Source organism: Pseudomonas sp. P4_C1, assembly GCF_056402155.1.
In genome coordinates, this window is record NZ_JBFUHY010000003.1 from 92,740 (window position 1) to 117,644 (window position 24,905).

Sequence of the window (24,905 nt, forward strand, 5' to 3'; positions counted from 1 at the left end):
ATTCACGAAACGGCGACGTCATCTAAGGTGAACTGGCAAGGCATTCTTGCGTTGAGGAACCATTTGATGCGCCCTTTTTTGTTGCTCTTTCTGCTGTTCCCGGTGTTGGAGCTGTTCGTATTCGTCAAGGTGGCAGGGTCCATCGGGTTTTTCCCGGCCCTGCTGCTGATCATTCTCGGCTCGATGTTCGGTGTGTTCGTGCTGCGCGTCGCCGGCCTGGCCACGGCCCTGCGTGCCCGTGAGAGCCTGAACCGCGGCGAGCTGCCGGCCCAGACCATGCTCGAAGGCCTGATGCTGGCATTGGCTGGCGGCCTGTTGATTCTTCCCGGTTTCATCAGCGATGTGATCGGCCTGTTCATGCTGCTGCCGTTCAGTCGTCGTCTGCTGGCGGGTAAAATGCGCCAGCGCGCCGAAGAGCAGGCGATGCGTCAGCGAGCGTTCGCCGACGACCTCCAGGCCCGTGGCGGCCCGGCACCTCGCGAGCCGCTGGGCCGTGAGCCCAACGTGATCGAAGGCGAGTTCGAACACCGCGATACCAAGTAATACGCACATCGACACGGCACCTTCGGGTGCCGTGTTCGTTTGCGGGGCAGCGAACTGAAAATTTTTCGATCCCTGCCCTTGTAATAAGCTTATGCGCCCTTATGTAACGGTCACCGCAAGGTTTCTGGCGAACACGCCAGACAGACTTCCGCGGTTCGCTTGACGAACCGCAACCGGCACCGCCGGCCTTTGTTAAACCCGCCGGGACTACACCGGCCGATGAAAACCACAATTAGGAGAGATCGACAATGAAGCTTCGTCCTCTGCATGACCGCGTCGTTATCCGTCGCAGCGAAGAAGAAAAGAAAACCGCTGGCGGTATCGTCCTGCCAGGTTCGGCTGCCGAAAAAGCCAACAGCGGCGAAATCCTCGCTGTAGGCACCGGCCGCGTACTGGAAAACGGTGAAGTGCGTGCACTGTCCGTGAAAGTGGGCGACAAGGTTGTGTTTGGTCCTTACTCCGGCAGCAACACTGTGAAAGTCGACGGCGAAGACCTGCTGGTAATGAGCGAGAACGAAATCCTCGCTGTTATCGAAGGCTGATACCCCCGTTCATTTTCCGCTACTACAAAGTATTTAAGGAATATCGATCATGGCTGCTAAAGAAGTTCTGTTTGGCGATTCCGCCCGCAAGAAAATGCTCAAAGGCGTCAACGTCCTGGCTGACGCGGTAAAAGCGACCCTGGGCCCGAAAGGCCGTAACGTGATCATCGAGAAGAGCTTCGGCGCTCCGACCATCACCAAGGACGGCGTTTCTGTCGCCAAAGAAATCGAACTGGAAGACCGTTTCGAAAACATGGGCGCGCAGCTGGTCAAAGACGTTGCCTCCCGTGCCAACGATGACGCTGGTGACGGTACTACCACCGCTACCGTTCTGGCTCAGTCGATCGTCAACGAAGGCCTGAAAGCCGTCGCTGCCGGCATGAACCCGATGGATCTGAAGCGCGGCATCGACAAGGCGACCATCGCCATCGTCAAAGAGCTGAAAAACCTGTCCAAGCCATGCGCTGACACCAAGGCAATCGCTCAGGTTGGCACCATCTCGGCCAACTCCGACAACTCCATCGGCGACATCATTGCCGAAGCCATGGAAAAAGTCGGTAAAGAAGGCGTGATCACCGTTGAAGAAGGCACTGGCCTGGAAAACGAACTGTCGGTTGTAGAAGGCATGCAGTTCGACCGTGGCTACCTGTCCCCGTACTTCGTCAACAAGCCGGAAACCATGGTTGCCGAGCTGGACAACCCGCTGGTTCTGCTGGTCGACAAAAAGATCTCGAACATCCGCGAAATGCTGCCAGTGCTGGAAGCCGTTGCCAAAGCCGGCCGTCCACTGCTGATCGTTTCCGAAGACGTTGAAGGCGAAGCCCTGGCGACTCTGGTCGTGAACAACATGCGTGGCATCGTTAAAGTCGCAGCCGTCAAGGCTCCAGGCTTCGGCGACCGCCGCAAGGCCATGCTGCAGGACATCGCCGTTCTGACCGGCGGTACCGTTATCTCCGAAGAGATCGGTCTGAGCCTGGAAGCAGCCACCCTGGAAAACCTGGGCAGCGCCAAGCGCGTGACCATCTCCAAGGAAAACACCATCATCGTTGACGGTGCTGGCGTAGCAGGCGACATCGAGTCCCGCATTGCTCAGATCCGTGCTCAGGTTGCCGAAACTTCCTCGGACTATGACCGTGAAAAACTGCAAGAGCGTCTGGCGAAGCTGTCCGGCGGCGTTGCAGTGATCAAGGTTGGCGCTGGTTCCGAAGTAGAAATGAAAGAGAAGAAAGCTCGCGTTGAAGACGCCCTGCACGCAACCCGTGCAGCCGTTGAAGAAGGCGTGGTACCTGGCGGTGGCGTTGCGCTGATCCGCGCTCTGGAAGCAATCCTCGACCTGAAAGGCGACAACGCCGACCAGGACGTGGGTATCGCCGTTCTGCGTCGTGCCATCGAAGCACCGCTGCGTCAGATCGCTGCCAACAGCGGTGACGAGCCAAGCGTTGTGGTCAACGAAGTCAAGAACGGCAAAGGTAACTTCGGTTACAACGCTGCGACTGGCGAATACGGCGACATGATCGAAATGGGTATCCTGGATCCGACCAAGGTCACCCGTTCCGCGCTGCAAGCTGCATCGTCGATCGGCGGTCTGATCCTGACCACCGAAGCCGCTGTTGCTGATGCACCGAAGAAAGACGGCGGTGCTGGCGGCGGTATGCCAGACATGGGCGGTATGGGCGGCATGGGCGGCATGATGTAAGCCAGCCTTACCCCTGTACGAAAAAACCCCGCCTGCGAAAGCAGGCGGGGTTTTTTATTGCCCGGATTTCGATGGCCACATCGAACCATTGTGGGAGCGAGCTTGCTCGCGAAAGCGATCTATTGGTCAACATCATCGTTGAATGTTGAACCGCTTCGCGAGCAGGCTCGCTCCTACAGTTGAACTGTTTTTCAGGCGCTGACAGGTATCGCATTGGCCCCGCGTTCAGCCTTCAAAGCCGGCCGATACAGAACGTAGTAATACGACCCCAAACAAATCAGCCAGCAGAACACCGCCGTCCACACGTTGTGCGAGAAGAAGTGCGCACCCTGCATCATCCGCCCGATGGAGAACACCGAGCCGAGAGCGAAGGCGAAGACAAACGCTGCGCGAGCCATGCGCGGGCGACGATCACGCAATACGAAAAACAGGGCAAACAGGGTGAAGCCGGTGGCCGCATGGCCGCCAGGCCAGCAACGTCCCGGTTTTTCGGTAGCCGGGCGATGGCTCAACAATTCGCTGTAGGTCTCGTGACCGCCGAATTGCTCAAGGCTCCAGGGGCATTGCACAGCGGTCACCGCTTTCATGGGCGTGACAAAGGAAGTCGCAAGGCCCAGGGACAGCACCAGGCAACCCAGTTCGCGCTTGTACGGTTTGAGCTTGATCATGAAAAACGAGGCAACGTAGACAACGATCGCAAATACCGAGAAGGCAATGACCACTTGCTTGGCGCGGGTATGCAGGATGTTTTCCAGGAAGTAACTGTGCCGTCCGATGAAGTCACCCGCGACCGGGTCGTAGAACAGCTTGGCAAGGTCCATGTCCAGTGAGGTCAGTTCGAGCAACACCAGAACGATCGCCGCAACGGCGGGAACCCCCAGGTACACCCAGAGGTTGAGCGGGCGTGGGGCAGGGCGGACAGCGGTTGATGACATGGTGGATCCTGAACAAAGGAACAAGCCCCGGGGCATCGGCCCGGGGCGATTCGGTTAACGTTCGCCGACTTGGCCGGCACCCTCCTTGGGTGCTTTCCAGCCAAGCAGCTGTTGCTTGAAGCCATAACTGGCGGTTTGGTAATAGGTGATTGCGCGGGTAATCAGCGGGTCATCGGCGGTCGACCGGGACTCGCGGCTTTCAGTCAGGGCGTCATCGTGACGACGCAATCCCTGGCGCGGGCTCAAGATCGCCAGGTCCTTGCCGTCGAACAACCCCAGGTGCTGATAGTTGCCGAGCACCACGCGAGGCGGCAATGGGTTGTCCTGCAACAGGTTGCGGCCAAAGAACGTCGATTCATAATCCAGATTGAGCAAGCCCAGCAACGTCGGCGCCAGATCGATCTGGCTAGCCAATTGTGCCGTTTCCCGAGCTTCGATCAGCTTGGGTGCATAGATGAACAGCGGAATCTGATAGTTGTCGATGGGCAAGTCTTCCTTGCCGGCGCTGCCTGCAGTGTGGTCGGCGACGAAGATGAAGATTGTATTGTCAAACCACGGTTTTTGACGCGCCTGATCAAGGAACTGACCAATGGCGTAGTCGGTGTATTTCACTGCGCCGTCACGGCCGTTGCCGGACTTGATGTCGATCCGGTTTTCCGGATAGGTATAGGGGCGGTGGTTGGACGTTGTCATCAGTTGCAGCAGGAATGGCTGCTGCCTGGCATAGTCGGCATCGGCCAGTTTCAGCGTCTGGTTGTAGAGATCCTCGTCAGCCATGCCCCAGGCATTCTTGAAGTGAATCTCCGACTCTTCAACGCTGCTCTGGTCCACTACGCGATAACCGTTGCCGCTGAAAAACGCATTCATGTTGTCGAAGTAACCGCGGCCGCCGTAGACAAACACACTGTCGTAGCCCACGGCATTGAGTTGCTGGCCAAGGCTGGCAAAGCCGCTTTCGCGACCTACGCGCTTGACGATCGAGCGCCCCGGCGTCGGCGGAATCGCCAGGGTGATGGCTTCCAGGCCGCGATCGGTGCGGGTGCCGGTGGCGTAGAAATTATTGAAATACAGGCTCTGCTTGCGCAAGGCATCAAGATTGGGCGTCAGGTTGCGGGTGTCGCCGTTGCTGCCCATGTACTTGGCGCTGAAACTTTCAATGGTGACCAGCACGATGTTGGGCTTGCGCGGCGTGCCCGGGTTATCGATTTGCCGACGGATGTCCTGCGGGTCCTGGCCAACGAATCGGGCATTGGGTTCTGCCAGTTCGGCGCGAATCTGTTGTGCAACGACCGCCGACGGCAGCGTGCTGTAGAACTGCGGGTAGTCCAGTTCATTGTTACGGAACGCGGCGAAGAACTGGTAGGGACCATTGCTCGCCAGCTCGTTCTGATAGGCATTGCCGCCCTGGGCGCGCGGGGCATCCTGGCTGAGCAACTGCAGGCTCAGGCCGGCGACGATCAACAAACCGAGTGCATTGAGCAAGCGGCCACGCAGGGGCGGCAACGGTGCATCGAGTGCTGCGTTGAAAGCTTTACGCAATGCAAGACTCAGGACCACGGCCAACACGGCGAGAATGCTCAGCAGCGTGCCGATCGGGTATGACTCCAGCAGGTTGTTAAGTACTTCGTCGGAATACACCAGGTAGTCGACGGCGATGAAGTTGAAGCGCACGCCGAATTCATCCCAGAACAGCCACTCGGCCACCGAGGTGAACAGCATCGCGAACAGACTGACGGTCAGCAGACCTTGAAGAAACCAGCGATGGCCACGAGTGCGCCACAAGCCCGGCGGGCACAGCAACAGGTAGAGGCCCATTGGCAGCGCTGCGTAAGCGATAAAGCCCAGGTCGTAAAGCAGGCCGATGCCGAACACCGACAGGAAGCCGCTTCCGGCCTCATCCAGATGCGTGAGCAGCAGGACCGTTCGAGTCAGAAAAAAAATCACCAGCCAGGACCCGGTCACCAGCAGCAAAAAGCGCATGGGTGCCGTCTTCAAATAGTCCATTTTTTGTATTCCTTGTTATCAAGCGCGTGAGAGTCTCGGCTGACCACTGTAGTCAGCGCGTGAATCGATAGTGAAAAACCTGTCAATCAYACCTTTTGGTTGAGCGAATTGATCCATGCACAGCCTTCCCCTAGCCGTGGGCCACACTTGGCCTTAAGCTGCGCGGGCCACGACGGCCGTTACTGTGGACGGAGAGATACCCATGCGAATTCTATTGGTTGAAGACAACCGCGATATCCTGGCCAACCTGGCCGATTACCTGGGGCTCAAAGGCTATACCGTGGATTGCGCGCAGGACGGTCTTTCGGGTCTGCATCTGGCAGCCACCGAGCATTACGATTTGATCGTGCTCGATATCATGCTGCCCGGCATCGACGGCTACACCCTGTGCAAGCGTCTGCGCGAAGATGCCCGCCGCGAAACGCCGGTGATCATGCTCACGGCCCGCGATCAACTGGATGACCGTCTGCAAGGCTTCAAGTCCGGTGCCGATGACTACCTGATCAAACCGTTCGCCCTGTCTGAGCTGGCGGCGCGTATCGAAGCGGTCATGCGCCGTACCCAGGGCGGCGGACGGCGGACCTTGCAGGTCGGCGACCTGAGCTATGACCTCGACACCCTGGAAGTCACACGCGAAGGCCGCTTGCTGAAACTCAACCCGGTCGGCCTGAAGTTGCTGGCCGTGTTGATGCAGAAAAGCCCGCATGTGTTGCGCCGTGAAATTCTTGAAGAAGCGCTCTGGGGCGACGACTGCCCGGACAGCGACAGCCTGCGCAGCCATGTCCACCAACTGCGCCAGGTGATCGACAAGCCGTTCGCCAAGCCATTGCTGCAAACCGTGCACGGTGTGGGGTATCGCCTGGCCGAGGGGCGTGATGGAGTTTAAGCAGAGCCTTTCTCAACGAATCATCATTGCCTTTGCGCTGATGAGCGCACTGGTGGCGGGTGCCTTTGCCATGGGCATCGTGGCGACCGTGCACCTGGTGGAAGAAAAGCTGATTTCGGCAGGCCTGGGCGGCGATTTGCAGCGCCTGTTGCTGATGGACAATGTCACGGACTGGCGCCATCGTCCCGAGCCGGACCAATTATTCTACTTCAGCAGCGGGCCAGGCGATTTCAGGTTGCCCAAGGATTTGCGGCACCTGGAGCCGGGCTTTCATGAAGTGTTCCGTGAAAACCTGTCGTACCACGCCATGGTCGAAATCGTCGACGGCCGACGTTACGTGCTGTTGCAGGACCAGAGCGACTTCGAAGAGCGTGAGCGGGTGCTGTTTGCCGTGGTGCTGGTGGGTTTCGTACTGAGCCTGGCGCTGGCGGTATTTCTCGGCTGGGTCCTGGCCCGCAAGGTCATGGCGCCGGTGGTGCGGCTGGCCCGCCAGGTACGCCATCGTGATCAACTGCTCGGTTTAGCCCCCCCTTTGGCCCCGGACTATGCTGCCGACGAAGTGGGCGAACTGGCCGTGGCCTTCGACGCCACCCTCGGGCGCTTGCGTCAGGCCTTGACCCGCGAGCGGTTGTTCACCAGCGACGTCAGCCACGAATTGCGTACGCCCCTGATGATATTGGCCAGTTCCTGCGAGTTGTTGCTGGAAAACCCCGGTATCGATCAGCGCGGCCGCGCCCAGGTCGAGCGCATTGCCCGGGCGTGCGAAGAAATGCGTGAGCTGGTGCAAACCTTCCTGATGCTGGCCCGTGCTCAACGCGAAGACGCCAGCATGTCGCCGCAACAGTCCCTTAGCCAGGTGGCCGAGGGCCTGCTCGGTCTGTGGCGCGAGCCCATAGAAGAAAAAGGATTGAAGTTGATCTTCGAACCGGGGAACCCCAAGGCCAAGGGCTACAACGCGACATTCCTGCACGCGGTGATGGGTAACTTGCTGCGCAATGCCTTGCATTACACCGAACAGGGCTTCATCCGCCTGACCCTGACGGGTACGGGCTTTGTGGTCGAAGACAGTGGCGTGGGCATTCCCGAGGAAAAACGCGAGGCGATGTTCGAACCCTTCGTTCGGGGCGACGAAAAGCGCGGGGAAGGCCTGGGCCTGGGGCTTTCACTGGTGCAGCGGATCTGTGAAAACCAGGGCTGGAGCGTCAGCCTGACAACCATGGAACCTAGTGGCTGCCGTTTTCAGGTGGAGTTGTCCTGAATTTGATCAGTTGAGTCGGGTGTTCAGCAAACGCTACCTATTCTGTAAAACCCTGTAATATTTCGGGGTTTCCCGTGACAGATTTTTCACAAGTGGATCACCTGTCGCCGACACCCCAAAGCCCAAGGTAGTTGCTATCAGAAGTTCAGGAGACCTGATGATGGGCGGTCCGATCAAACTCGATTTTTCCGAAAAGTACGACGATCAGCACGCACAACGCTATTTGCGCAAACATCAGGAGGGTCTCGGCCGTCGATTGTCCCATTGGCGTGACGAACAACTGGCGCGCAAGGCGTTGGCTCTGGTTGGCGAGCCTGGTTTGATCCTCGATTTGCCGTGCGGTGCAGGGCGTTTCTGGCCCTTGCTGGCAAAAAAATCCAACCGCGTGATCATCGGCGCCGATAACTCGCAGTCCATGCTGAAGATCGCAGCCCGGGCGCAACCTGCCGACGTGGTAAAACGGGTACAACCCTTGCACACGTCTGCATTCGACATTGCTTTGCCGGACAACTCCGTCGACAGCATTTTTTGCATGCGCTTGTTCCACCACATCGGTGAAGCCGAGCATCGCATGGCCATTTTGCGCGAATTCGAGCGAGTTTCCCGTGACAGTGTGATCCTTTCGCTGTGGGTCGATGGCAACTTCGAGGCATGGAAACGCAAGCGCTCGGAGAAAACCCGTGGGCAGGAAGGTTACCAAAACCGGTTTGTGTTACCGGCCGCTACCGTAGAAAAGGAAATTGAGCAGGCGGGTTTCCTCATCCAGGAACAACTGGACTTTTTGCCGCTCTATGCGATGTGGCGAGTTTACGTATTACGCAAGAGGTAACAGGATGGCAGTGCAGTGTGCAGCAGAAACGGAAGTCGCTCCCCAGGACCGCTTCGATTACTTTTGGAATCAGCGCGGTGAATGGGTGGAAGAACCCAACGTCCGTCGCGGCGGGGAAAGCGGCGTTCAACGGGTGATGGGCAGCGATGGTCAACTGCTCTACGTCAAGCGTCAGACCGGGCATATCCATCGTAGCTTGCAGCACCCTTTCGGGCGGCCTACGGTAATGCGCGAGCATGCTGCGCTCATCGGTGTGACCGAGCTTGGCGTACGGGTTCCGCAAATCGTTTTCTGCGGCGCACAGCGCGATCCTGTGCACAAGTGGCGTGCCTTGCTGGTCACCAAGTCGCTGGACGGCTACGAGGAAATCGATCGCTGGTATGCCGGTGGCGGTCGCGAACGTCATGGTGAAGCCATAAACGACCGGGTGCTCAAGGACCTGGCTGAAAACCTGGCTCGCATGCACAAGGGCCGCTGGCAGCACGGTTGCCTTTACGACAAGCACGTATTCGTTCGCGTGACGGGTGAGGGCGAGTCGGCCAAGGTCGAAGTTGCCCTGATCGATCTGGAGAAGTGCCGACGGCGTTTGACCGCCTATCGCGCAGCTGTCCATGACTTGAAGCAGTTGCGTCGCCACTCGTCGTTCAGCGCGGCAGACTGGCAAAAGTTCATCTATTTTTATGAGACGGCGTTTGGCAGCGCTATCAAGGGTTTATAGCGATGAAACTCGAAATTGCACGAGGTTTGTTTCTGGTAGGAGCCTTGGCAGTTGCATCGATCGCGATGGCAACCTGGGAGCAACCACGCCCCCAGGTTCTCAGCTCGATAAGCGCGGAAGAACATTGTCCATTGCCACGGGTTGCGAAGGCATCCGTGGCCACTCGACCCGATCATGATCTGTTGTTGTTCATGTTCGGACTTTCTCAGGGATTGAGGTCGCAAAATTGAACCGATTGAAGCCCAAATGAAAGGCCTCGCTGATGCGAGGCCTTTTTTTTACCTGAAGAAAGCAGCCAGGTATCACACAAAACCCTGTGGGAGCGAGCTTGCTCCGGGCGGCGTTCCGACGATGGCGGCGTATCAGTCGATATCTATGGTGGTTGACACGTCCTCATCGCGAGCAAGCTTGCTCCCACAGGTTCCTCTCCCATAGATACATCTGTGTCAGGGTTGATCGGGCTTGGCCAGCAACGTGTAGATGCAGGGCAACACAAACAGGGTGAACAGCGTGCCGATCGACATGCCCGTCGCGATGACCGTGCCGATATCGAACCGGCTGACCGCGCCGGCACCGGTGGCGATGATCAATGGCACCATGCCGAACACCATCGCCGCGGTGGTCATCAAGACCGGACGCAGCCGGATGGCCGCCGCTTCCTCTACTGCTTCCCGTGCCGTCAGGCCCTTGTCCTTGCGTAGCTGGTTGGCGAACTGGACGATCAGAATGCCGTGCTTGCTGATCAGCCCGATCAACGTCACCAGCCCGACCTGGGTGTAGATGTTCATGCTCGACCAACCCAGGAACAGCGGAATCAATGCTCCGCAGATAGACAGGGGCACGGTGACCAGGATCACCAGCGGGTCGCGGAAGCTTTCGAACTGGGCCGCCAGCACCAGGAAAATGATCGCCAGTGCCAGGGCAAAGGTGACCCATAGGGCACTGCCTTCCTGAACGTACTGCCTCGATGCGCCGGCGTAGTCGAAGGCAAAGCCGGCGGGTGCCTCTTCCCGGGCGATCTGGCGCACCAGGTCGATGGCTTCCCCCATGCTCACCAGCGGTACTCCGGACAGGATGGCCGAGTTGAGTTGCTGGAACTGGTTCAGTTGTCGTGGTCGGGCACGGTCGGTGACGGTGATCAGGGTCGATAACGCCAACAGTTCGCCTTTGGTGTTTTTCACGTAGTAATTGTTCAGCCAGTCCGGGTTGTCGCGGAACGGCTGCTCGACCTGGGCAATGACTTTGTAGCTGCGACCTTCAACAGTGAAACGGTTGATCTCGGCTTCACCCAGCATGGTCGCCAGGGTTCCCCCCAGATCCTGCATGGAAACCCCCATCTGCGCGGCCTTGGCGCGGTCGATATCGACCACCACTTCCGGCTTGTCGAAGGCCAGGTCAACGTGGACAAACGCAAACTTGCCGGATTCCTTTGCACGTTTTTTTACCCGGTCGGCCACCTGCAGCAGCAATTCGTAATCGTTGGCGGAGTTGATGACGAACTGGAACGGCACGCCTTCGCCGGTGCCCGGCAGTGATGGCAGGTTGAAGCCGAAAATCTGCAACCCCGGGATCTTTTCCAGTTTGGCCTGCACCTCGGGCAGGATCGCCATTTGCGTGCGACTGCGCTCGTTCCACGGCTTGAGCAGGAAACCGCCGATGCCCGACTGCACGCCGTTGAAACCGTTGATCTGGAATGACGAGTAGTACTCGGGAAACGCCTTGAAGATCGAGACGAACTCATCGGTGTAGATGTTCAGGTAGTTGAGGTTGGTCGGTTGCGGGGCGTTGGCTATCATGAAAATGATGCCCTGGTCCTCATCCGGCGCCAGTTCCGATTTGGTGAATTTGAGAAAGACCGGAATCAGGCACAGTACGATCACGGCGAACACCAGCACCACCGGCCGGGTGTTGAGAGTGCCGTGAAGCATGCTCTGGTAGCGGCGCTTGAGGTTTTCGAAAATCATGTCCAGGCGATGGGCCAGGCCACTGGGGTTCTCATCGTGACGCAGAAGGAACGCACACATCATCGGCGACAGGGTCAGGGCAACAATGCCGGAAATCACCACCGCGCCGGCCAGAGTCAGGGCGAACTCCTTGAACAGTGCCCCGGTCAGGCCGGTCAGGAAGCCGATCGGTGCATACACCGCGGCCAGGGTGATGGTCATCGAGACCACCGGCATGGCGATTTCCCGGGCACCTTCAATGGCGGCGTCGAGCGGTGTCTTGCCTTCCTCGATGTGGCGGTGAATGTTTTCCACCACCACGATGGCGTCATCCACCACCAAACCGATGGCCAATACCATCGCCAGCAGGGTAAGCAGGTTGATGGAGTACCCCATCATCTGCATGAAGAACATGACGCCGATCATCGACAGCGGGATGGTCACCACCGGGATCACCACCGAACGCAGGGCGCCGAGGAACAGGAACACCACCACGATCACGATCAGCACCGCTTCGAACAGGGTTTTCACCACTTCATCGATCGAGGCCTGGATGAACAGGGTGGCGTCGTAGGCGATCTCAGCCTTGAGGTTCGGCGGTAGCTGGGCTTCAAGTTCCGGAAGGATCTTGCGCACTTCCTTGATCACTTCCAGCGGGTTGGCGCCGGGCGTCGCCTTGATGCCGATGTACACCGAAGGGGTGCCACCGAACGAGCTGATGGTGTCGTAGTTTTCCGCGCCCATTTCCACACGCGCCACATCGCGCAGCAGCACGCGGCTGTCGCCATCGACCTTGAGCGCAATCGCCCCGAAGGCTTCGGCGGACTTGAGTTCGGTATTGGCGTTGATGCTGGTGACAACGTATTCGCCTTTCACCTCACCGGCGGCCGAGAGGAAGTTGTACTGGCGCACCGCGTTGGTCACATCGCTGGCACTGAGGCCGAAACCAGAGAGCTTCACCGGGTCCAGCCACAGGCGCATGGCAAAGACCTGGTTGCCGAGGATCTCGGCTTCGGCCATGCCGGGCAAGGTCGCCAGTTTCGGCTGGATCACCCGCGACAGGTAATCGGTAATCTGCGGGTTGCTCAATTCCTTGCTGAAAAAACTCATGTACATCAGCACTGACGCATCGGCAGATTGTTTGCTCAGCACCGGGTCTTCAGCGTCCTGGGGCAGCTGGCTCTTGACCTCGTTGGCCTTGGCCAGCAGTTCGGTAAACAGACGGTCGCTGTTGGAGCCGACGCGCGCGTAGATCGAGATCACCGAAAAGTTCTGGCGACTCACCGAGGTCATGTAGTCGATGCCCTCGGCGCTGGCCAGGCTTTGCTGCATCGGTTGGGTGATGTAGCCCTGGATGGTCTCGGCGTTGGCCCCGGGGTAGGCGGTGGTCACCGTGATCAGGGCGTTTTCCATTTGCGGGTACTGGCGCAGGGGCAGCTTGCCCCAGGCCTGGAAGCCCAGCAGCACAATCAGCAGGCTGACCACGGTTGCGAGAACCGGGCGGCGGATGAACGGATCGGTAAAAGCCATGGGGATTCCTTGATCAGTCCGCGCGTGGCGGGCTGTTCCGCTCGGCCAGGGTCTTGTCGTCGCTGATGGCAATGTGTGCGCCGTTGTCCAGTTTGAGCTGGCCGGCGGTCACCACTTTCTCGCCGCTCTGCACGCCTTTGGTGATCATCACTTGCCCATCGCGGCGTTCGCCGGTTTCGACAAAACGCCGTTCGGCGATCAGCACCGGCTGGCCCTTGTCGTCCTTTTCCGGGCTGCCATCTTCGGCCTTCTTTGGTACGGCCACATACACGGAGTTGCCGTAGAGCGTGTAGGTAATCGCGCTTTCCGGTACCACGATGCGCGATTGCGGGTCGGGCAGGAGCACCTGGAGGCTGGCGAACATGCCTGGCATCAACTTGCCATCGGGGTTGGCCAGCGTGGCGCGGACCTGCACGTTACGGGTGCTGTTTTCGACTTTGGGGTTGATTGCACTGATGGTGCCGGGGTACTCCTGGGTCGGATACGCCGCGACAATGACCTGCACTGGCTGGCCGAGAGCAATCTTCGGCACCGACTGCTCGGGCACAAAAAAGTCGACATACAGGCTACTGAGGTCTTGCAGGGTGGCGATCATGGTGCCGCTGGCAAGATAGTCGCCAACGTCTACCTGACGAATGCCGATGGTGCCGCTGAAGGGCGCGACGATGCTTTTTTTGCCGAGCGCGGCCTTGAGTTGATTGACCGTGGCCTTGCTCTTTTTCAGCACCGCTGAAAGTCGGTCGAACTCGCCTTTGGAAATGGCCTGGCTGCCGACCAGTTGGCTACCGCGACCGTAATCGAGCTGTGCCAGCCCGAGGTCGGCCAGGGCAGTTTCCAGCAGGGCACTTTCCACGGCGCTGTCGAGGCGCAGGAGTGGTTGACCGGCCTTGACCTTTTGCCCTGACTCGAACTGGACATCAATGACGGTACCATCGGTCTCCAGGCTCAGGTCCACGCCTTGCAATGCCTTGAGCGTGCCAACGCTAGGCAGGCGGGCTTGCCATGGGCGCTCGGTGGCGGTGGCCACGGCAACGCTGATGGCCGGTCTGGGCGCAGAGTAGCCTTGAACCATCGTGTAGATCGAGAAGGCTTTGTACGCGGCCAGGACCAGCACAATCAGTAGAACGACACCCAACATGATCAGCATGCGGCGACGCAGCATATCCAGTTCCTTGGAGAAAATCAGGTGAGACAGCGGGGCACATTACCGGGAGTGTAGAGGGTAATCCGACTGCCGTTTTTACAGGTTGTGAGGTATTAGAGGGGGGAAAGCCTGAAAAGATTCGCCGCCTCGGGCCGCGCCTGCGGGATGTTCGTTATCCCGATGCAGGYGCGGCCCAAGGCGGCGATCTTTTGAATGATTTACGCCATCAGATGCAGATGGTTGTCCCAGAGCCCTGCGGGTAGCTCCAAGGGCTTTGCAATTAGATTGGTCTGGCGGCAGTCGTAGTAGCGGCAGCGCCCCTGTCCCGAAGTCACGACAAAACCATCGGCCACGGCACCGACCCCGGCGCAATCGGGCAGAGGTGCATCCAGCCGTACTTCACCGCTGTCCAGGTCCCAGATGAAAAAGCGGTTGCCCCGCGGTGCGGTCAACGCCACCAGGCGCAAGTCACTGTGTACCGCGACGCTGGCGGTGTAATGCCCCATGGCCTGCAACTGGTGCTCGGGCACCGGGAACGCGACGAAAGGCTGACCGGGACGCTTGATCGCCAACAGTTCGGACGACTCATGGGCCGCGCCCATGAACTGCTGGCTGGCGACGATGGTGCCGTCGCTGGCGATGGCCAGATGGCGCACGCTGTTCATCTGCTGGGCGAGGGTTTCCTTGCTCAGCAGGGTGCCGTCACGTTGCATCAGGACCAGGCTTGGTTCCATGGCGTTGAGGTTCATCTCAACCCGGCTTTCGGCCTCGGTGCGAATCCCGCCGTTGGCCACCACCAGGGTTTCGCCATCGGGCATCCACGACACCTGGTGCGGCCCGAGGCCGTGGGTGGAAATCTCACCGCTGTGCACCAGCCGTTCGCCTTCGAATCTGTACACGCCGAGCAGGCCGCGACCCGGATCGCTGGTGTCGTTTTCGGTGGCGTACAGCCAGTCGCCGCTGTGGTGAATGACCGCGTGTCCGTAGAAGTGCCGGTTCGGCTGTGACACCACGGTTTGCAGGAGCGCGCCGTCGCGCAGGTCGATCAGGTAGCTCTCGGTACCCGGGCGGCGGGCGACAAACAGCGCAATCGGCAGTGTCGGGTGGTTGATGATGTCGTGGCAACGCTGGCCGACCCGGGTGGCGAACACCTGGGTGCCATCGAGTCGATAACCGACGGCGTAATGCCGGCCATCGGTATCGTCCCGTGCCGACAGCAACAATGGACTCTTGTCCTTTTGCTTGAACAGCTTCCAGCCGCTCAGCGTCACTGCACCCAGCAGCAAACTACCTAATGTCAGAACCTGGCGTCGCAGCATGGAACGGGCCCTCATCAGTCACCGTCGTTGGCGTTGAAGCCCAGTTGGATGCCCAGCGCTTTGGCCAGATCAGCCTCGTGCAGACGATGTACAACGTTGAGGCTTTCGTACAGGTCATTGAGCTGCTGGCGGCCGGCGTCGTCACCGAGCATTTCGGTCAGCGAGCGCTGGTTGCTGGCGAACAGTTTCAGCGAGGCGGCATAGGCGGCATCGATCTTGTCGGCCAACGGTTTCTGCTCGCTCGGCAACAGGCTGCGCAGGCCTTTGTTGTCCACGCCTTCCCAGACCGTTTTGGCGGCCGCGAGGCTGGCTTCGAGGCTGGTCAGGGACGACTGGCTGCGCCATGCATCGGCCTGGAACGGTTGCGGCACGCCCTTGGTCTGGCGGCCCATCGGCGTGCCGAGTTTTTTCTTCAGGGTGTCGATGGCCGTGACTTGCACGCGCAGCAGATCGGCGATCGCCTCATGGGAGTCCGCGTAGCGCTGGTTCGGGAATTTGCTCATTTGCGCGAGCATGCCATCGGTGTTGTTCCAGGTTTGCAGAATCTCTTCGGCCAGTTGCTTCTGGCGTTCGCCAATCGCGACCAACAGCGGGCAGTACTTGGCCTTCTGTTCAGCGTTGGCCACATCAGGCTTGCTGTCGAACAGAATGTATTCGTAAGCCGAAAGGCCCTGTACTACGACGCTGGATTTGGCCAGAGCAGCGGCATCGATCTGTGGCTGGGCGGTGACCAGTTGCTCCACCTGACGGCCGACCAGGTTTTTCTTGTCCGGCCAGAACTGTACTTGCCACGAACGGTTGCCTTCGGCCAGCGGCCCGATCAGCAGCGGTTGCAGTTCGGCCCAGGCCTTTTGCGCGTGCAGGAAATCGGCACGAGCGGTTTCCAGGGTTGCCTTGCCTTCGCAGTAGGCGAGGGCGCTGACCGCCAATTGACGGTCGGCTTCAACCCAGCGGGTATAGGTCGGCAGGATCACCGACTTGGCGATGGCCGACGACGTGACCGCTTGTGGGTCTTGGGGCGAGCAGGCGCCCAGGGCGAGTGCGGCAAGGCTGGTGAACAACAGTTTGGGACGGAACATGTCGGGCTCCCGCGAGTGGAATGCGTGTTAAAGGGAATTCAGGAACGCCAGCAACGCAGCGCGTTGCTCGGCATTGAAAGACAAAACCTGTTGCTGCGCCGCTGTCGCCTCGCCGCCATGCCAGAGCACGGCTTCGAGCAGGTTGCGGGCGCGGCCGTCGTGCAGGAACTGGGTGTGGCCGCTGACCGCCTGTGTCAAGCCGATGCCCCACAAGGGCGGGGTACGCCACTGGCGGCCGCTGGCCTGGAATTCGCTACGGTTGTCGGCCAGGCCGTCGCCCATGTCATGCAGCAGCAGATCGCTGTACGGGCGAATCACTTGATTGGCCAGTTCAGGTTCGGCGGCGTTGGCGGCGGTGGTGTATTTCGGGGTGTGACAGGACTGGCAGCCCGCCTGATAAAACAGGGACTTGCCGGCCAGCACTTCAGGTGCGTTGACGTCACGACGGGCCGGTACGGCGAGGTTACGGCTGTAGAACAGCACCAGACGCAGGATGTTGTCGCTGACTTCCGGCTCGCCATTCGGGCCGTTGCCACTGGGTGCCTGTTTGCAAGCCGTTTGCGCGTCCGTGCAGTCATCAAAGGGTCTGAGGCTGGTCGTGAGGCCCATATCACCCGAGAACGCGTGAACATTTTGTTGATTGAGGGTCGGTTGTCCGGCTTTCCAGCCAAATCGTCCCAACACTGTCTTTTGTTGGGCATCGTCCCACACCTGGTTCGGGCGTCCGGCGATGCCGTTGTTCGCCTTGGCCTGTGCCTCGGCATTGGCCAGGATCGCTTCGTCKGGGATCGATTCGAGCAGGCCCAGGCCAATCATCGGCGGCGCTACACGTGCCGAGAAACGGGTGTCGGGGTGCATCGGGCCGTAGCCCAACTGGGTGATGTTGAGGCTTGGTTTGCGCAGTTCGACTTCGGTGCCGTCCTTGAAGCGAACCTGCACGGGGGTGTAGTCGACTCGCACTTTGCCTTCGGGGGCCACGCCGGGTACGGCCATGTCCTGGAACTGACCGCCGTAGACGGGCTCCGGCACTACGCCAAGCTGTTCGATGACCTTGGCATACGCCGGGGCGTCGGGAATCGACAGGCGTACCAGCATCGACACGGCGTTCACATCGTCCGGAGTCGGCGGATGGCCGCGGCCGTCCTTGATGTGGCAGCCCTGGCAGGCATTGGTGTTGAACAGTGGACCGAGGCCATCGCGGGCGGTCGTCGTCGACGGGGCGATCACCCAAGGGCTGCGGAAGAAACTGTTGCCGACACTGAAATCCACGCGCCGTGACGGCGGCAGATTCGCCGAGGGCATGGAAAACGCGTTCTGATCGGTCTTGCGCACTGTCGCACTGCCGCCGGAGCGGGCTTCACCGGGTTCTGCCCGGGTGAATTGCGGGGCGTCATCGCAGGCACTCAGGCCCAGGGCCAGAAACAGTGCGGACAAGCGAAGAGGCAGCGAGGGCATCAGACATCCTGCAAGACGAGCAAAACAAGGGCGCAAAGTCTAACAGGGGATGGGAATTTGAATAAGAGGAATTATCGTTTGCTTGATGTGGGGCAATTGTCGCGGCCAACCCGGCCCCCTGTGGGAGCGAGCTTGCTCGCGATGGGGCCGTGTTAGTCGACATCAACTTTGAATGACATACCGCATCGCGAGCAAGCTCGCTCCCACAAGGGGGACTGCGTGTAGCAGGTAAGAAAAAGGCGACCCGAAGGTCGCCTTACTGATCACTCAGCCAGCGTTGATCAGAATTCGTGATCAGCGTTGTCCGGGTTCAGGTCGTTGATGCCCAGTTTGCCAGCGGCGGCTTCGATCGAACCGGTCTGCTTGACCAGCGATGCGATAGCGTCGCGGACGATCTGGTTGCCCGCAGTGTTGCCGGCAGCGATCAACTGGTCGTAGTGCTCACCCTTGTTGGCGTGGTCGACCATGACCTGGATCTTGGCTTCGGTAGCAGCCAGGTCGTCTTTCAGTACGGTGTCAGCGGCCGGATCAGCCTTGGCCACCAGGGACGACAGGCTGGCGCCAGTCATTTTGGTGCCGTCGACACGGGTGTATTCACCCAGGTACACGTTACGGATGCCCTTGGCATCGTAGAAGTGCGAGTTGTGGGTGTTGTCGCTGAAGCAATCCTGTTCGTCTTCCGGGGAGTTGGCTTCCAGGGAAACCTTCATGCGCTCGCCCGCCAGTTCGCCCAGGGACAGGCTGCCCATGCCGAACAGCATTTTGCGCAGGCCGGTTTCAGCCGGTTCCGCTTCCAGGGTGGCGCGGTAGTTGTCGGCCACGTTCGGCTTCCAGTTACCGACCATTTCCTCCAGGTCGCTGACCAGCAGCTGAGTCACGGACTTCAGGTAGGCACGACGACGATCGTTGTGACCGCCAGTGGCGCCTTTGCCTTCCAGGTAGTCCGAAGCCGGACGGTTGCCGGCGCCAGGACCGGTACCGTTCAGGTCCTGGCCCCAGAGCAGGAATTCGATGGCGTGGTAGCCGGTGGCGACGTTGGCCTCGGAACCGCCCAGCTCGTTCAGGCTGGCGAGTTTTTCCGGGGTGATGTCTTTGACATCGACCTTGTCTTCGCCGATCTGCACTTGAGTGTTGGCGATGATGTTGGCGGTGGCACCCGGGTTGCCCAAGGCGTGTTCGTAGGACTTGTCGACGTAGTCGATCAGGCCTTCGTCCAGCGGCCAGGAGTTCAGCTGACCTTCCCAGTCGTCAATGATGGTGTTGCCGAAGCGGAACACTTCGCTCTGCAGGTAAGGCACGCGAGCGGCAACCCAGGCTGCCTTGGCGGCTTTCAGGGTGTCGGCGTTCGGCTTGGCGAGGAAGGCGTCGACGGCGGTTTGCAGGGTCTTCGCGGTGGATTCGGCATCGCTGTAAACGGCGAAAACGATGTCGGCGTAATGGGCGACAACGGCTTTGGCGGCGGCTTCGTCGACTTTACCGGCAGCGGCAGGCGCAGCGGCTGGAGCAGCCGGGGCAGTCGCAGTGCTGGCAGCTGGTGCAGGCGCGGCAGCTTTTTCCTGGTCTTTACCTTCGCCGCAACCGGCGAGGGAAATAGCGATGGCCAACAGACTGGCGGTAGCCAGAGGCATACGAATCATGGCGAACATCCTGCTTCGATAAGGGGTGGAGTGGTGCGATGCGCACGCAAAACTGCGACATAATGCAAATCTTTCGCATTATGTGTAAAGGGTTGTACCTGTAAATATTTCTTATTCACGGAGGCGCGCATTTCATCCTGTGGGAGCGAGCCTGCTCGCGATGGACGTCAACGATGACGCGCGCAGTCTGAATGTACGCGGCGCCGAGACGTCCATCGCGAGCAGGCTCGCTCCTACAGGAGGGGTGTGTTTTTTACAAAATAGCGGCGTTACTGCGTTGGGCCTGCTTCAGGTAGGCGCCCAGCTCCCGTGCCGGCAAGGGTTTGCTGTAGTGATAGCCCTGACCTTCGTGGCAGCCTTCGGAGATGATGTAGGCCTCTTGCTCGGCGGTTTCCACGCCTTCGGCAATCACCTGCATGCCCAGGCTCTTGCCCAGTTGGATGATGGCCCGAACGATGGTCGCATCGTCGTCGTCATCGAGCAGGTCCTGAACGAAGCTCTTGTCGATCTTGATCTTGTCCAGCGGCAGGCTCTTGAGATAACTCAAGGATGAATAGCCGGTTCCAAAGTCATCGATGGCGATCAGCGCGCCGGAGCGGCGCAGGCTGAGCAGGTGCTGGGCCGCCGTGCTGATGTCTTCCATCAGACCGGTTTCGGTGACTTCCAGCTCCAGGCTGCGTGGTGGCAGGCGATACATCTGCAGCAGGTTGTTGACCACCCGTGGCAGTTCGGCGTGGTGCAATTGAACCGTGGACAGGTTTACCGCCATGCGCAGGTCGCTGAAGCCCTGGTCATGCCACTCGCGTAATTGTTTGCAGGCCTGGTCCAGCACCCATTCGCCGATGGCAATGATGGTACCGTTCTGTTCGGCCAGCGGGATGAACAGGTCCGGTGGCACCATGCCGTGCTCGGGGTGTTGCCAGCGAATCAGGGCTTCGACGCCCACCACGCGGTTATCGCGATAGCTGATCTGCGGCTGGTAGACGAGGTAGAACTGATTGCGGATCAGTGCATCGCGCAGGTCTTTTTCCAGCTCGCGGCGGCGGCGCATTTCGGTGTCGACGCTGGCGATATAGAACTGATAGCGGTTGCGCGAACGGGTCTTGGCCAGTGTCATGGTCTGCTCGGCCTTTTGCAGCAACTTCTCGGTGCTGTCACCGTCCTCGGGGAACAGCGTGATGCCGATGGTGGCGCGCAGGCGGATCTCCTGATGATCGAGAGCAAACGCCGCTTCCAGATCATCGAGAATGCTTTGTGCCAGCTCGGCGGCTTCGTAGGGTTGCTCGATATCGGCCTGGACCAGGGCGAACTGGTCGCCACCGAGACGGGCGAGGGCACCCAGGCGACCGCTATGCCCGCGCAGGCGATCGGCCAGGGCCAGCAACAACTGGTCGCCGGTCTGGTAGCTGAACTGCTCGTTGATGCCCTTGAAGTCATCGAGGCCGACACACAACACCGCGACCCGGCGCTGCAGTCTGCCGGCGTCGATGAGGATCTTGTCCAGTTGCTGCTGCAATTGCTGCCGGTTCGGCAGTCCCGTCAGGAAGTCGTATTGGGACATGCGCAACAGGCTGTTTTCCGCTTCGTGGCGCAGATGGGTATTGCGTTCGATGGATTCGAGCAACTGGTTGGCGGTGTTGATCCAGATGCCCAGTTCGTTTTTCTCGTGGCCCTTGAGCAGCGGAATCTTGTGTTCGCTGGGACGATCCGGATTGATTTCCGTGAGGTGCTTGATGATCCGCGACAGCGGCTTGGTCAGCAGCCAGTGATAGACCAGATACAACACCAACCCCATGGCGAGCGCGCGCAGTACGCCGGAAATGAAGATGATCACCGAGCTGACAATGAACCCTTGGCCGTAAGTGGCGGTATCGAGGGTGATGCTCAGATCGCCGTAATACTCGCTGTAAGGCCCGCGACCGACCAGTTGGGTGGTGAAGGTGCGTTCCTTGCCAAGAATCGGGTCGGTCAGCCAGCGACTGTAGGAGTGCTGCAACTCGCGGGTTTTTTGCGCGAGCATGGCTTCGTTGGGATGGCCGATGGAGGCCTGGCGCACGGCGGCGTCCTGAAACAGGCCTTCGATTACCTGCATGCCCATTTCCCGGTCCAGGCTATATACAGCCTGGGTCGAGGGGTCGCGAAACATGTCGAGGATGCGCTGGGCATCGCTGGCGACGGCCTGGCGTGTTTTATAGGCATCGAACACAATCTGGGCGCAGCTCAAGACCACGCCGACGATCAATGCCGACAGGAGCACGACCCGGAGCAACTTCACCGACAAGCTGTTCTTGAGTTCCAGCTTCAAAGGGTTATTCCTTGTTCCGTGCGGGTAGCATCAAGTTGCCATGAGTATTGGCAATCCCGTGATGGCAGTCAAAGGGACAATCATCCCTGGGGGATTTTGCCTTCAGCCTGGCCGATTTGCAGTTGTCCTGGCGAGTTAGCCTATTAGCACTGTGTCGGTTGTCGAGTCCTTCAACTTGAGGGGCAGGAGTGGAGATATTTTCCTTTTGTTTGATGTTAGTCGTCCGGGGCGTTGGGGCAAGGAGGGCAAGACTTGTTTCATCGTGGGAAATTGTCCTGGGTTGCTCGCTCAGGCGGCCAGATAGCCGACCTGATTTCGCGGATGTATTACTCCGTAGGAGCTGCCGAAGGCTGCGATCTTTTGATCTTGTTTGTAGGTAATAAAGCCAAAAGATCGCAGCCTCGTTGCACTCGACAGCTCCTACAGGGAAATGCGTACGCATGAAGAACCAGGCCTGCCAGCCGACCAATCTCCCACGCCTCTAAGCTGATCGTTCCCACGTTCCCGCGTGGGAATGCTGCCAGAGACACTCCGCGTTACGTTTTTGCTGGTTAGCGGTGTAGGAAAGCGCCAGAAGTTTCCCACGCAGTTTTCAGGTTGCCCGTCGGAAGCGGGCTGAATAGCCTTTGGCTGTCGCTGAAAACTCAGCGATCGGGTGTGAGAACCCGGCAAGTCATAGTCATCCAGTGCCAGTATCCGCATAATTGCCGCCAGCTTATCCGCTGTTTGTAAATGCGTTATGGCGGCTGTGTGCGGGCAGACTTTTGTCTGGCCGGGTGCCTATGACCGGTTTTCTCACCTCGCACATAGCTGCCACCTCTTTGCCGTGTGAGAACGGCAATGGGTGGCACCCACCGCATAGGAATATTTCAGTGGATAAGTTAATCCCCGATCCGCCCTTAAATACAGCCAAACCCTATACCCCGAACACCATGTTCATGATCGTCCCGGACATGGACACCGAATCCCTGCTGGCCCACGCTTGTGAGTCATTGGCTTCGGCCAATGTCATGACGAGTGATTTCGCCACCTTCCTGACCGGCCCTCAGCGCAATACGGCGTTGGCCATTGCGCAGATCATCATGCTGGCGGAACTGGCGGTGAATCGTGCGTTGGATAACGTCGATCCGCAGGGATAGGTATTCAGTCAGGTTGACCGCTTCGTCGTTCATCGCGAGCCTGCTCGCGAAGGGGCTCTGCCGAACGCTGAAAATCCCGGGCAATAAAAAACCCGGCTAAAAAGCCGGGTTCTTTTGACTGGCGTCGAGATTAAGCGGTGAAGGTTTTGCCTTCGAACTGCTCAGCCACGAACTTCCAGTTGACCAGGTTCCAGAACGCTTCGACGTACTTTGGACGCAGGTTGCGGTAGTCGATGTAGTAAGCATGTTCCCAGACGTCGCAGGTCAGCAGCGGGGTGTCGCCGTTGGTCAGCGGGTTGCCGGCGCCGATGGTGCTGGCCAGGGCCAGGGAACCGTCAGCTTTCTTCACCAGCCAGCCCCAACCGGAACCGAAGGTGCCGATGGACGTCTTGCTGAACTCTTCCTTGAACTTGTCGAACGAACCGAAGGCCGCGTTGATGGCTTCAGCCAGTGCGCCGGTTGGTTGACCGCCAGCGTTTGGCGCCAGGCAGTTCCAGTAGAAAGTGTGGTTCCAGACCTGAGCGGCGTTGTTGAAGATACCGCCCGAGGAAGTCTTGACGATTTCTTCCAGGGTCTTGCCTTCGAACTCGGTGCCTGGCACCAGGTTGTTCAGGTTCACGACGTAGGTGTTGTGGTGCTTGTCGTGGTGGAATTCCAGGGTTTCCTTGGAAATGTGCGGCTGCAGGGCATCGTGTGCGTACGGCAGCGGCGGCAATTCGAAAGCCATAATGATTCTCCTAATCAGGTCAGTTGCGGTGAGCGCAAGGCCGATCACGGGCGGCCAGACAAGCGCCGGGGAGTTTGTACTCTTTGCGGCGCAGGGAGTCGGATCATAGCACCGGGGGGGCGGCATAACCACGCAACAACTGTGTGGAATAGAGGTTGCGCCAATCAGATGGCCGCGATCAGCTGCAGCGCTACGGCAAACATCATCAAAGCCACCAACAGATCGAGAATTCGCCAGGTGCTGGGGCGGGCGAGCCACGGTGCCAGCCATGCCGCACCGAGCGCCAGGGTGAAAAACCACAGCAGCGAGGCACTGGCCGCGCCTACTACATAAGCGCCGGGCTCGGTTTGTTGTGCGCCCAGGGAGCCGATCAGCAAAACGGTGTCCAGATAAACGTGCGGGTTGAGCAAGGTCACCGCCAGCGCRCTGAGCATGACCGCCCGCAGCGAGCGTACGGTCTGGCTCTCGCCCTGCTCAAGGCTCTGTTTCGAAAAGGCCCGGCGCAGTGCCTGGCTGCCATACCACAACAGAAACGCTGCGCCACCCCAACGGGCGATGGCCAACAGCGTCGGGTTCTGCGCCAGCACCGTCGCCAGGCCGAATACCCCGGCGGCCACCAACAGGGCGTCGCAGGCCACGCACAGCGCCGCCACCGGCAGGTGATGTTCACGCCGCAGGCTTTGCGCCAGCACAAACGCATTCTGGGTGCCGATCGCCATGATCAGGCCGAAGGCCACGAGCAGCCCGTTCACATAACTTTGCCACATGATTTTTACTCCGCGTTGGCTGCCAGATCCCGCAGTACTTGCAGGGCACGGTCGGCGTCGGCCTGACCGACAAACAAATGGTCGTGGTAGTAGCCGGCAATCACGTTGCAGCTGATTCCGGCCTTGCCCAATGCGGTGGCGAACGCGGCGGTCAGGCCGACCGCTTCGAGGGCCGAATGCACGTTCAGGGTGATCCAGGCGGCGATGTAGTCGAAGCTGAATCCGGCTTTTTCGGCGAGGGAACGTTCGAGAATCACGGTCAGGCCTTCCTGCTCGCGAAAGCTGCCGACAATCTCCAGATCCTTGGGCAACTTGCCGTCGCGCAGGGTGCAGAACACGTATTCGCCGGCGTTGAGTTGCGGGCTCATGCTGCGCAGCAGCGTTGCCAATGAAGTTTCGCCAGCCATGTGGGTGATCCTTGTTCAAGAGTTCGTGCTGGTCATTGTCCT

General features: G+C 59.5%; 21 protein-coding genes. 9 read left to right on the forward strand and 12 right to left on the reverse strand.

The genetic code is table 11. From position 1 onward, the window contains the following. Positions 1–66: 66 nt before the first annotated feature. From AC1DU9_RS02915 to groL, 3 genes are all read left to right on the forward strand, one after another. Complete coding sequence (locus AC1DU9_RS02915; protein ID WP_223459973.1) at positions 67–543, forward strand: FxsA family protein; 477 nt, start codon at positions 67–69, stop codon at positions 541–543. Between the two features lie 248 nt (positions 544–791). Continuing rightward, the gene (locus tag AC1DU9_RS02920; RefSeq protein ID WP_007985847.1) at positions 792–1,085 is read left to right on the forward strand and encodes a co-chaperone GroES; all 294 of its coding nucleotides are present in this window, start codon (positions 792–794) and stop codon (positions 1,083–1,085) included. Positions 1,086–1,134: 49 nt separating this feature from the next. Then, entirely contained in the window at positions 1,135–2,781 is a 1,647-nt protein-coding gene (gene groL, locus AC1DU9_RS02925) for a chaperonin GroEL (protein WP_150728305.1), read from the forward strand. A gap of 191 nt (positions 2,782–2,972) precedes the next feature. Here the strand turns inward: groL and AC1DU9_RS02930 are convergent, their stop codons facing one another. Further along, the gene (locus AC1DU9_RS02930) at positions 2,973–3,716 is read right to left on the reverse strand and encodes a phosphatase PAP2 family protein (protein ID WP_477809716.1); all 744 of its coding nucleotides are present in this window, start codon (positions 3,714–3,716) and stop codon (positions 2,973–2,975) included. Between the two features lie 54 nt (positions 3,717–3,770). Continuing rightward, positions 3,771–5,720 (reverse strand): LTA synthase family protein, encoded by a 1,950-nt coding sequence (locus tag AC1DU9_RS02935; RefSeq protein WP_477809717.1) that lies wholly within the window; start codon positions 5,718–5,720, stop codon positions 3,771–3,773. A 202-nt stretch (positions 5,721–5,922) separates the two neighbouring features. Between AC1DU9_RS02935 and colR the strand changes: the two genes are divergently transcribed. The 5 genes from colR to AC1DU9_RS02960 all read left to right on the forward strand — a co-directional run bounded on the left by colR (position 5,923) and on the right by AC1DU9_RS02960 (position 9,641). Further along, positions 5,923–6,606, forward strand: coding sequence for a two-component system response regulator ColR (colR, locus tag AC1DU9_RS02940; protein WP_007985839.1), 684 nt, complete (start codon positions 5,923–5,925; stop codon positions 6,604–6,606). Continuing rightward, complete coding sequence (locus tag AC1DU9_RS02945) at positions 6,596–7,864, forward strand: sensor histidine kinase (protein WP_223459979.1); 1,269 nt, start codon at positions 6,596–6,598, stop codon at positions 7,862–7,864. Before colR ends, AC1DU9_RS02945 begins: the two co-directional genes overlap by 11 nt. A gap of 160 nt (positions 7,865–8,024) precedes the next feature. After that, positions 8,025–8,693: a class I SAM-dependent methyltransferase gene (locus AC1DU9_RS02950; RefSeq protein ID WP_223460067.1), complete on the forward strand. Its 669-nt coding sequence runs from the start codon at positions 8,025–8,027 to the stop codon at positions 8,691–8,693. A 4-nt stretch (positions 8,694–8,697) separates the two neighbouring features. Next, positions 8,698–9,411, forward strand: coding sequence for a lipopolysaccharide kinase InaA family protein (locus AC1DU9_RS02955; protein ID WP_223459982.1), 714 nt, complete (start codon positions 8,698–8,700; stop codon positions 9,409–9,411). A gap of 2 nt (positions 9,412–9,413) precedes the next feature. Further along, positions 9,414–9,641 (forward strand): hypothetical protein, encoded by a 228-nt coding sequence (locus tag AC1DU9_RS02960; RefSeq protein ID WP_223459984.1) that lies wholly within the window; start codon positions 9,414–9,416, stop codon positions 9,639–9,641. Positions 9,642–9,857: 216 nt separating this feature from the next. Here AC1DU9_RS02960 and AC1DU9_RS02965 read toward each other — a convergent pair whose 3' ends face one another. The 7 genes from AC1DU9_RS02965 to AC1DU9_RS02995 form a co-directional block, all read right to left on the reverse strand. After that, positions 9,858–12,884, reverse strand: a complete 3,027-nt coding sequence (locus AC1DU9_RS02965; protein WP_223459986.1) for a multidrug efflux RND transporter permease subunit — start codon at positions 12,882–12,884, stop codon at positions 9,858–9,860. A 13-nt stretch (positions 12,885–12,897) separates the two neighbouring features. Then, on the reverse strand, positions 12,898–14,046 hold the full coding sequence (locus AC1DU9_RS02970) for an efflux RND transporter periplasmic adaptor subunit (RefSeq protein WP_223459988.1): 1,149 nt from the start codon (positions 14,044–14,046) through the stop codon (positions 12,898–12,900). Between the two features lie 200 nt (positions 14,047–14,246). Next, on the reverse strand, positions 14,247–15,347 hold the full coding sequence (locus AC1DU9_RS02975; RefSeq protein ID WP_223459990.1) for a DUF1513 domain-containing protein: 1,101 nt from the start codon (positions 15,345–15,347) through the stop codon (positions 14,247–14,249). Between the two features lie 14 nt (positions 15,348–15,361). After that, on the reverse strand, positions 15,362–16,426 hold the full coding sequence (locus AC1DU9_RS02980; protein ID WP_223459992.1) for an imelysin family protein: 1,065 nt from the start codon (positions 16,424–16,426) through the stop codon (positions 15,362–15,364). A 27-nt stretch (positions 16,427–16,453) separates the two neighbouring features. Then, entirely contained in the window at positions 16,454–17,881 is a 1,428-nt protein-coding gene (locus tag AC1DU9_RS02985) for a di-heme oxidoreductase family protein (protein WP_223459995.1), read from the reverse strand. A gap of 281 nt (positions 17,882–18,162) precedes the next feature. Continuing rightward, complete coding sequence (locus AC1DU9_RS02990) at positions 18,163–19,518, reverse strand: imelysin family protein (protein ID WP_223459997.1); 1,356 nt, start codon at positions 19,516–19,518, stop codon at positions 18,163–18,165. A gap of 253 nt (positions 19,519–19,771) precedes the next feature. Further along, positions 19,772–21,823 (reverse strand): putative bifunctional diguanylate cyclase/phosphodiesterase, encoded by a 2,052-nt coding sequence (locus tag AC1DU9_RS02995; RefSeq protein ID WP_223459999.1) that lies wholly within the window; start codon positions 21,821–21,823, stop codon positions 19,772–19,774. An 872-nt stretch (positions 21,824–22,695) separates the two neighbouring features. On the opposite strand from AC1DU9_RS02995, the gene AC1DU9_RS03000 reads away from it, so the two are divergent. Then, the gene (locus AC1DU9_RS03000; RefSeq protein ID WP_477809718.1) at positions 22,696–22,962 is read left to right on the forward strand and encodes a DUF6124 family protein; all 267 of its coding nucleotides are present in this window, start codon (positions 22,696–22,698) and stop codon (positions 22,960–22,962) included. Between the two features lie 130 nt (positions 22,963–23,092). On the opposite strand, the gene AC1DU9_RS03005 is transcribed toward AC1DU9_RS03000, so the two are convergent. The 3 genes from AC1DU9_RS03005 to AC1DU9_RS03015 form a co-directional block, all read right to left on the reverse strand. After that, a complete protein-coding gene (locus AC1DU9_RS03005) occupies positions 23,093–23,689 on the reverse strand; it encodes a superoxide dismutase (RefSeq protein WP_008022038.1) in 597 nt (198 codons plus the stop codon). Between the two features lie 164 nt (positions 23,690–23,853). Next, positions 23,854–24,456, reverse strand: a complete 603-nt coding sequence (locus AC1DU9_RS03010; protein ID WP_223460004.1) for a LysE/ArgO family amino acid transporter — start codon at positions 24,454–24,456, stop codon at positions 23,854–23,856. 5 nt (positions 24,457–24,461) lie between these two features. Further along, positions 24,462–24,863 carry an ACT domain-containing protein gene (locus AC1DU9_RS03015; protein ID WP_223460006.1) on the reverse strand — a complete coding sequence of 134 codons (402 nt, stop codon included), beginning with the start codon at positions 24,861–24,863 and terminating at the stop codon, positions 24,462–24,464. Positions 24,864–24,905: the final 42 nt, after the last annotated feature.

Excerpts from the sequence above, each read along its gene's own strand:
- AC1DU9_RS02950 (WP_223460067.1), top strand. The coding sequence starts at position 8,025 with ATGGGCGGTCCGATCAAACTCGATTTTTCCGAAAAGTACGACGATCAG.
- AC1DU9_RS02945 (WP_223459979.1), top strand. The coding sequence starts at position 6,596 with ATGGAGTTTAAGCAGAGCCTTTCTCAACGAATCATCATTGCCTTTGCG.
- groL (WP_150728305.1), top strand. The coding sequence starts at position 1,135 with ATGGCTGCTAAAGAAGTTCTGTTTGGCGATTCCGCCCGCAAGAAAATG.
- AC1DU9_RS02970 (WP_223459988.1), bottom strand. The coding sequence starts at position 14,046 with ATGCTGCGTCGCCGCATGCTGATCATGTTGGGTGTCGTTCTACTGATT.
- AC1DU9_RS02920 (WP_007985847.1), top strand. The coding sequence starts at position 792 with ATGAAGCTTCGTCCTCTGCATGACCGCGTCGTTATCCGTCGCAGCGAA.
- AC1DU9_RS02965 (WP_223459986.1), bottom strand. The coding sequence starts at position 12,884 with ATGGCTTTTACCGATCCGTTCATCCGCCGCCCGGTTCTCGCAACCGTG.
- AC1DU9_RS02955 (WP_223459982.1), top strand. The coding sequence starts at position 8,698 with ATGGCAGTGCAGTGTGCAGCAGAAACGGAAGTCGCTCCCCAGGACCGC.
- AC1DU9_RS02915 (WP_223459973.1), top strand. The coding sequence starts at position 67 with ATGCGCCCTTTTTTGTTGCTCTTTCTGCTGTTCCCGGTGTTGGAGCTG.
- AC1DU9_RS03005 (WP_008022038.1), bottom strand. The coding sequence starts at position 23,689 with ATGGCTTTCGAATTGCCGCCGCTGCCGTACGCACACGATGCCCTGCAG.
- AC1DU9_RS02930 (WP_477809716.1), bottom strand. The coding sequence starts at position 3,716 with ATGTCATCAACCGCTGTCCGCCCTGCCCCACGCCCGCTCAACCTCTGG.
- AC1DU9_RS02960 (WP_223459984.1), top strand. The coding sequence starts at position 9,414 with ATGAAACTCGAAATTGCACGAGGTTTGTTTCTGGTAGGAGCCTTGGCA.
- AC1DU9_RS02980 (WP_223459992.1), bottom strand. The coding sequence starts at position 16,426 with ATGTTCCGTCCCAAACTGTTGTTCACCAGCCTTGCCGCACTCGCCCTG.
- AC1DU9_RS02990 (WP_223459997.1), bottom strand. The coding sequence starts at position 19,518 with ATGATTCGTATGCCTCTGGCTACCGCCAGTCTGTTGGCCATCGCTATT.
- AC1DU9_RS02935 (WP_477809717.1), bottom strand. The coding sequence starts at position 5,720 with ATGGACTATTTGAAGACGGCACCCATGCGCTTTTTGCTGCTGGTGACC.
- AC1DU9_RS02975 (WP_223459990.1), bottom strand. The coding sequence starts at position 15,347 with ATGCTGCGACGCCAGGTTCTGACATTAGGTAGTTTGCTGCTGGGTGCA.
- colR (WP_007985839.1), top strand. The coding sequence starts at position 5,923 with ATGCGAATTCTATTGGTTGAAGACAACCGCGATATCCTGGCCAACCTG.
- AC1DU9_RS03015 (WP_223460006.1), bottom strand. The coding sequence starts at position 24,863 with ATGGCTGGCGAAACTTCATTGGCAACGCTGCTGCGCAGCATGAGCCCG.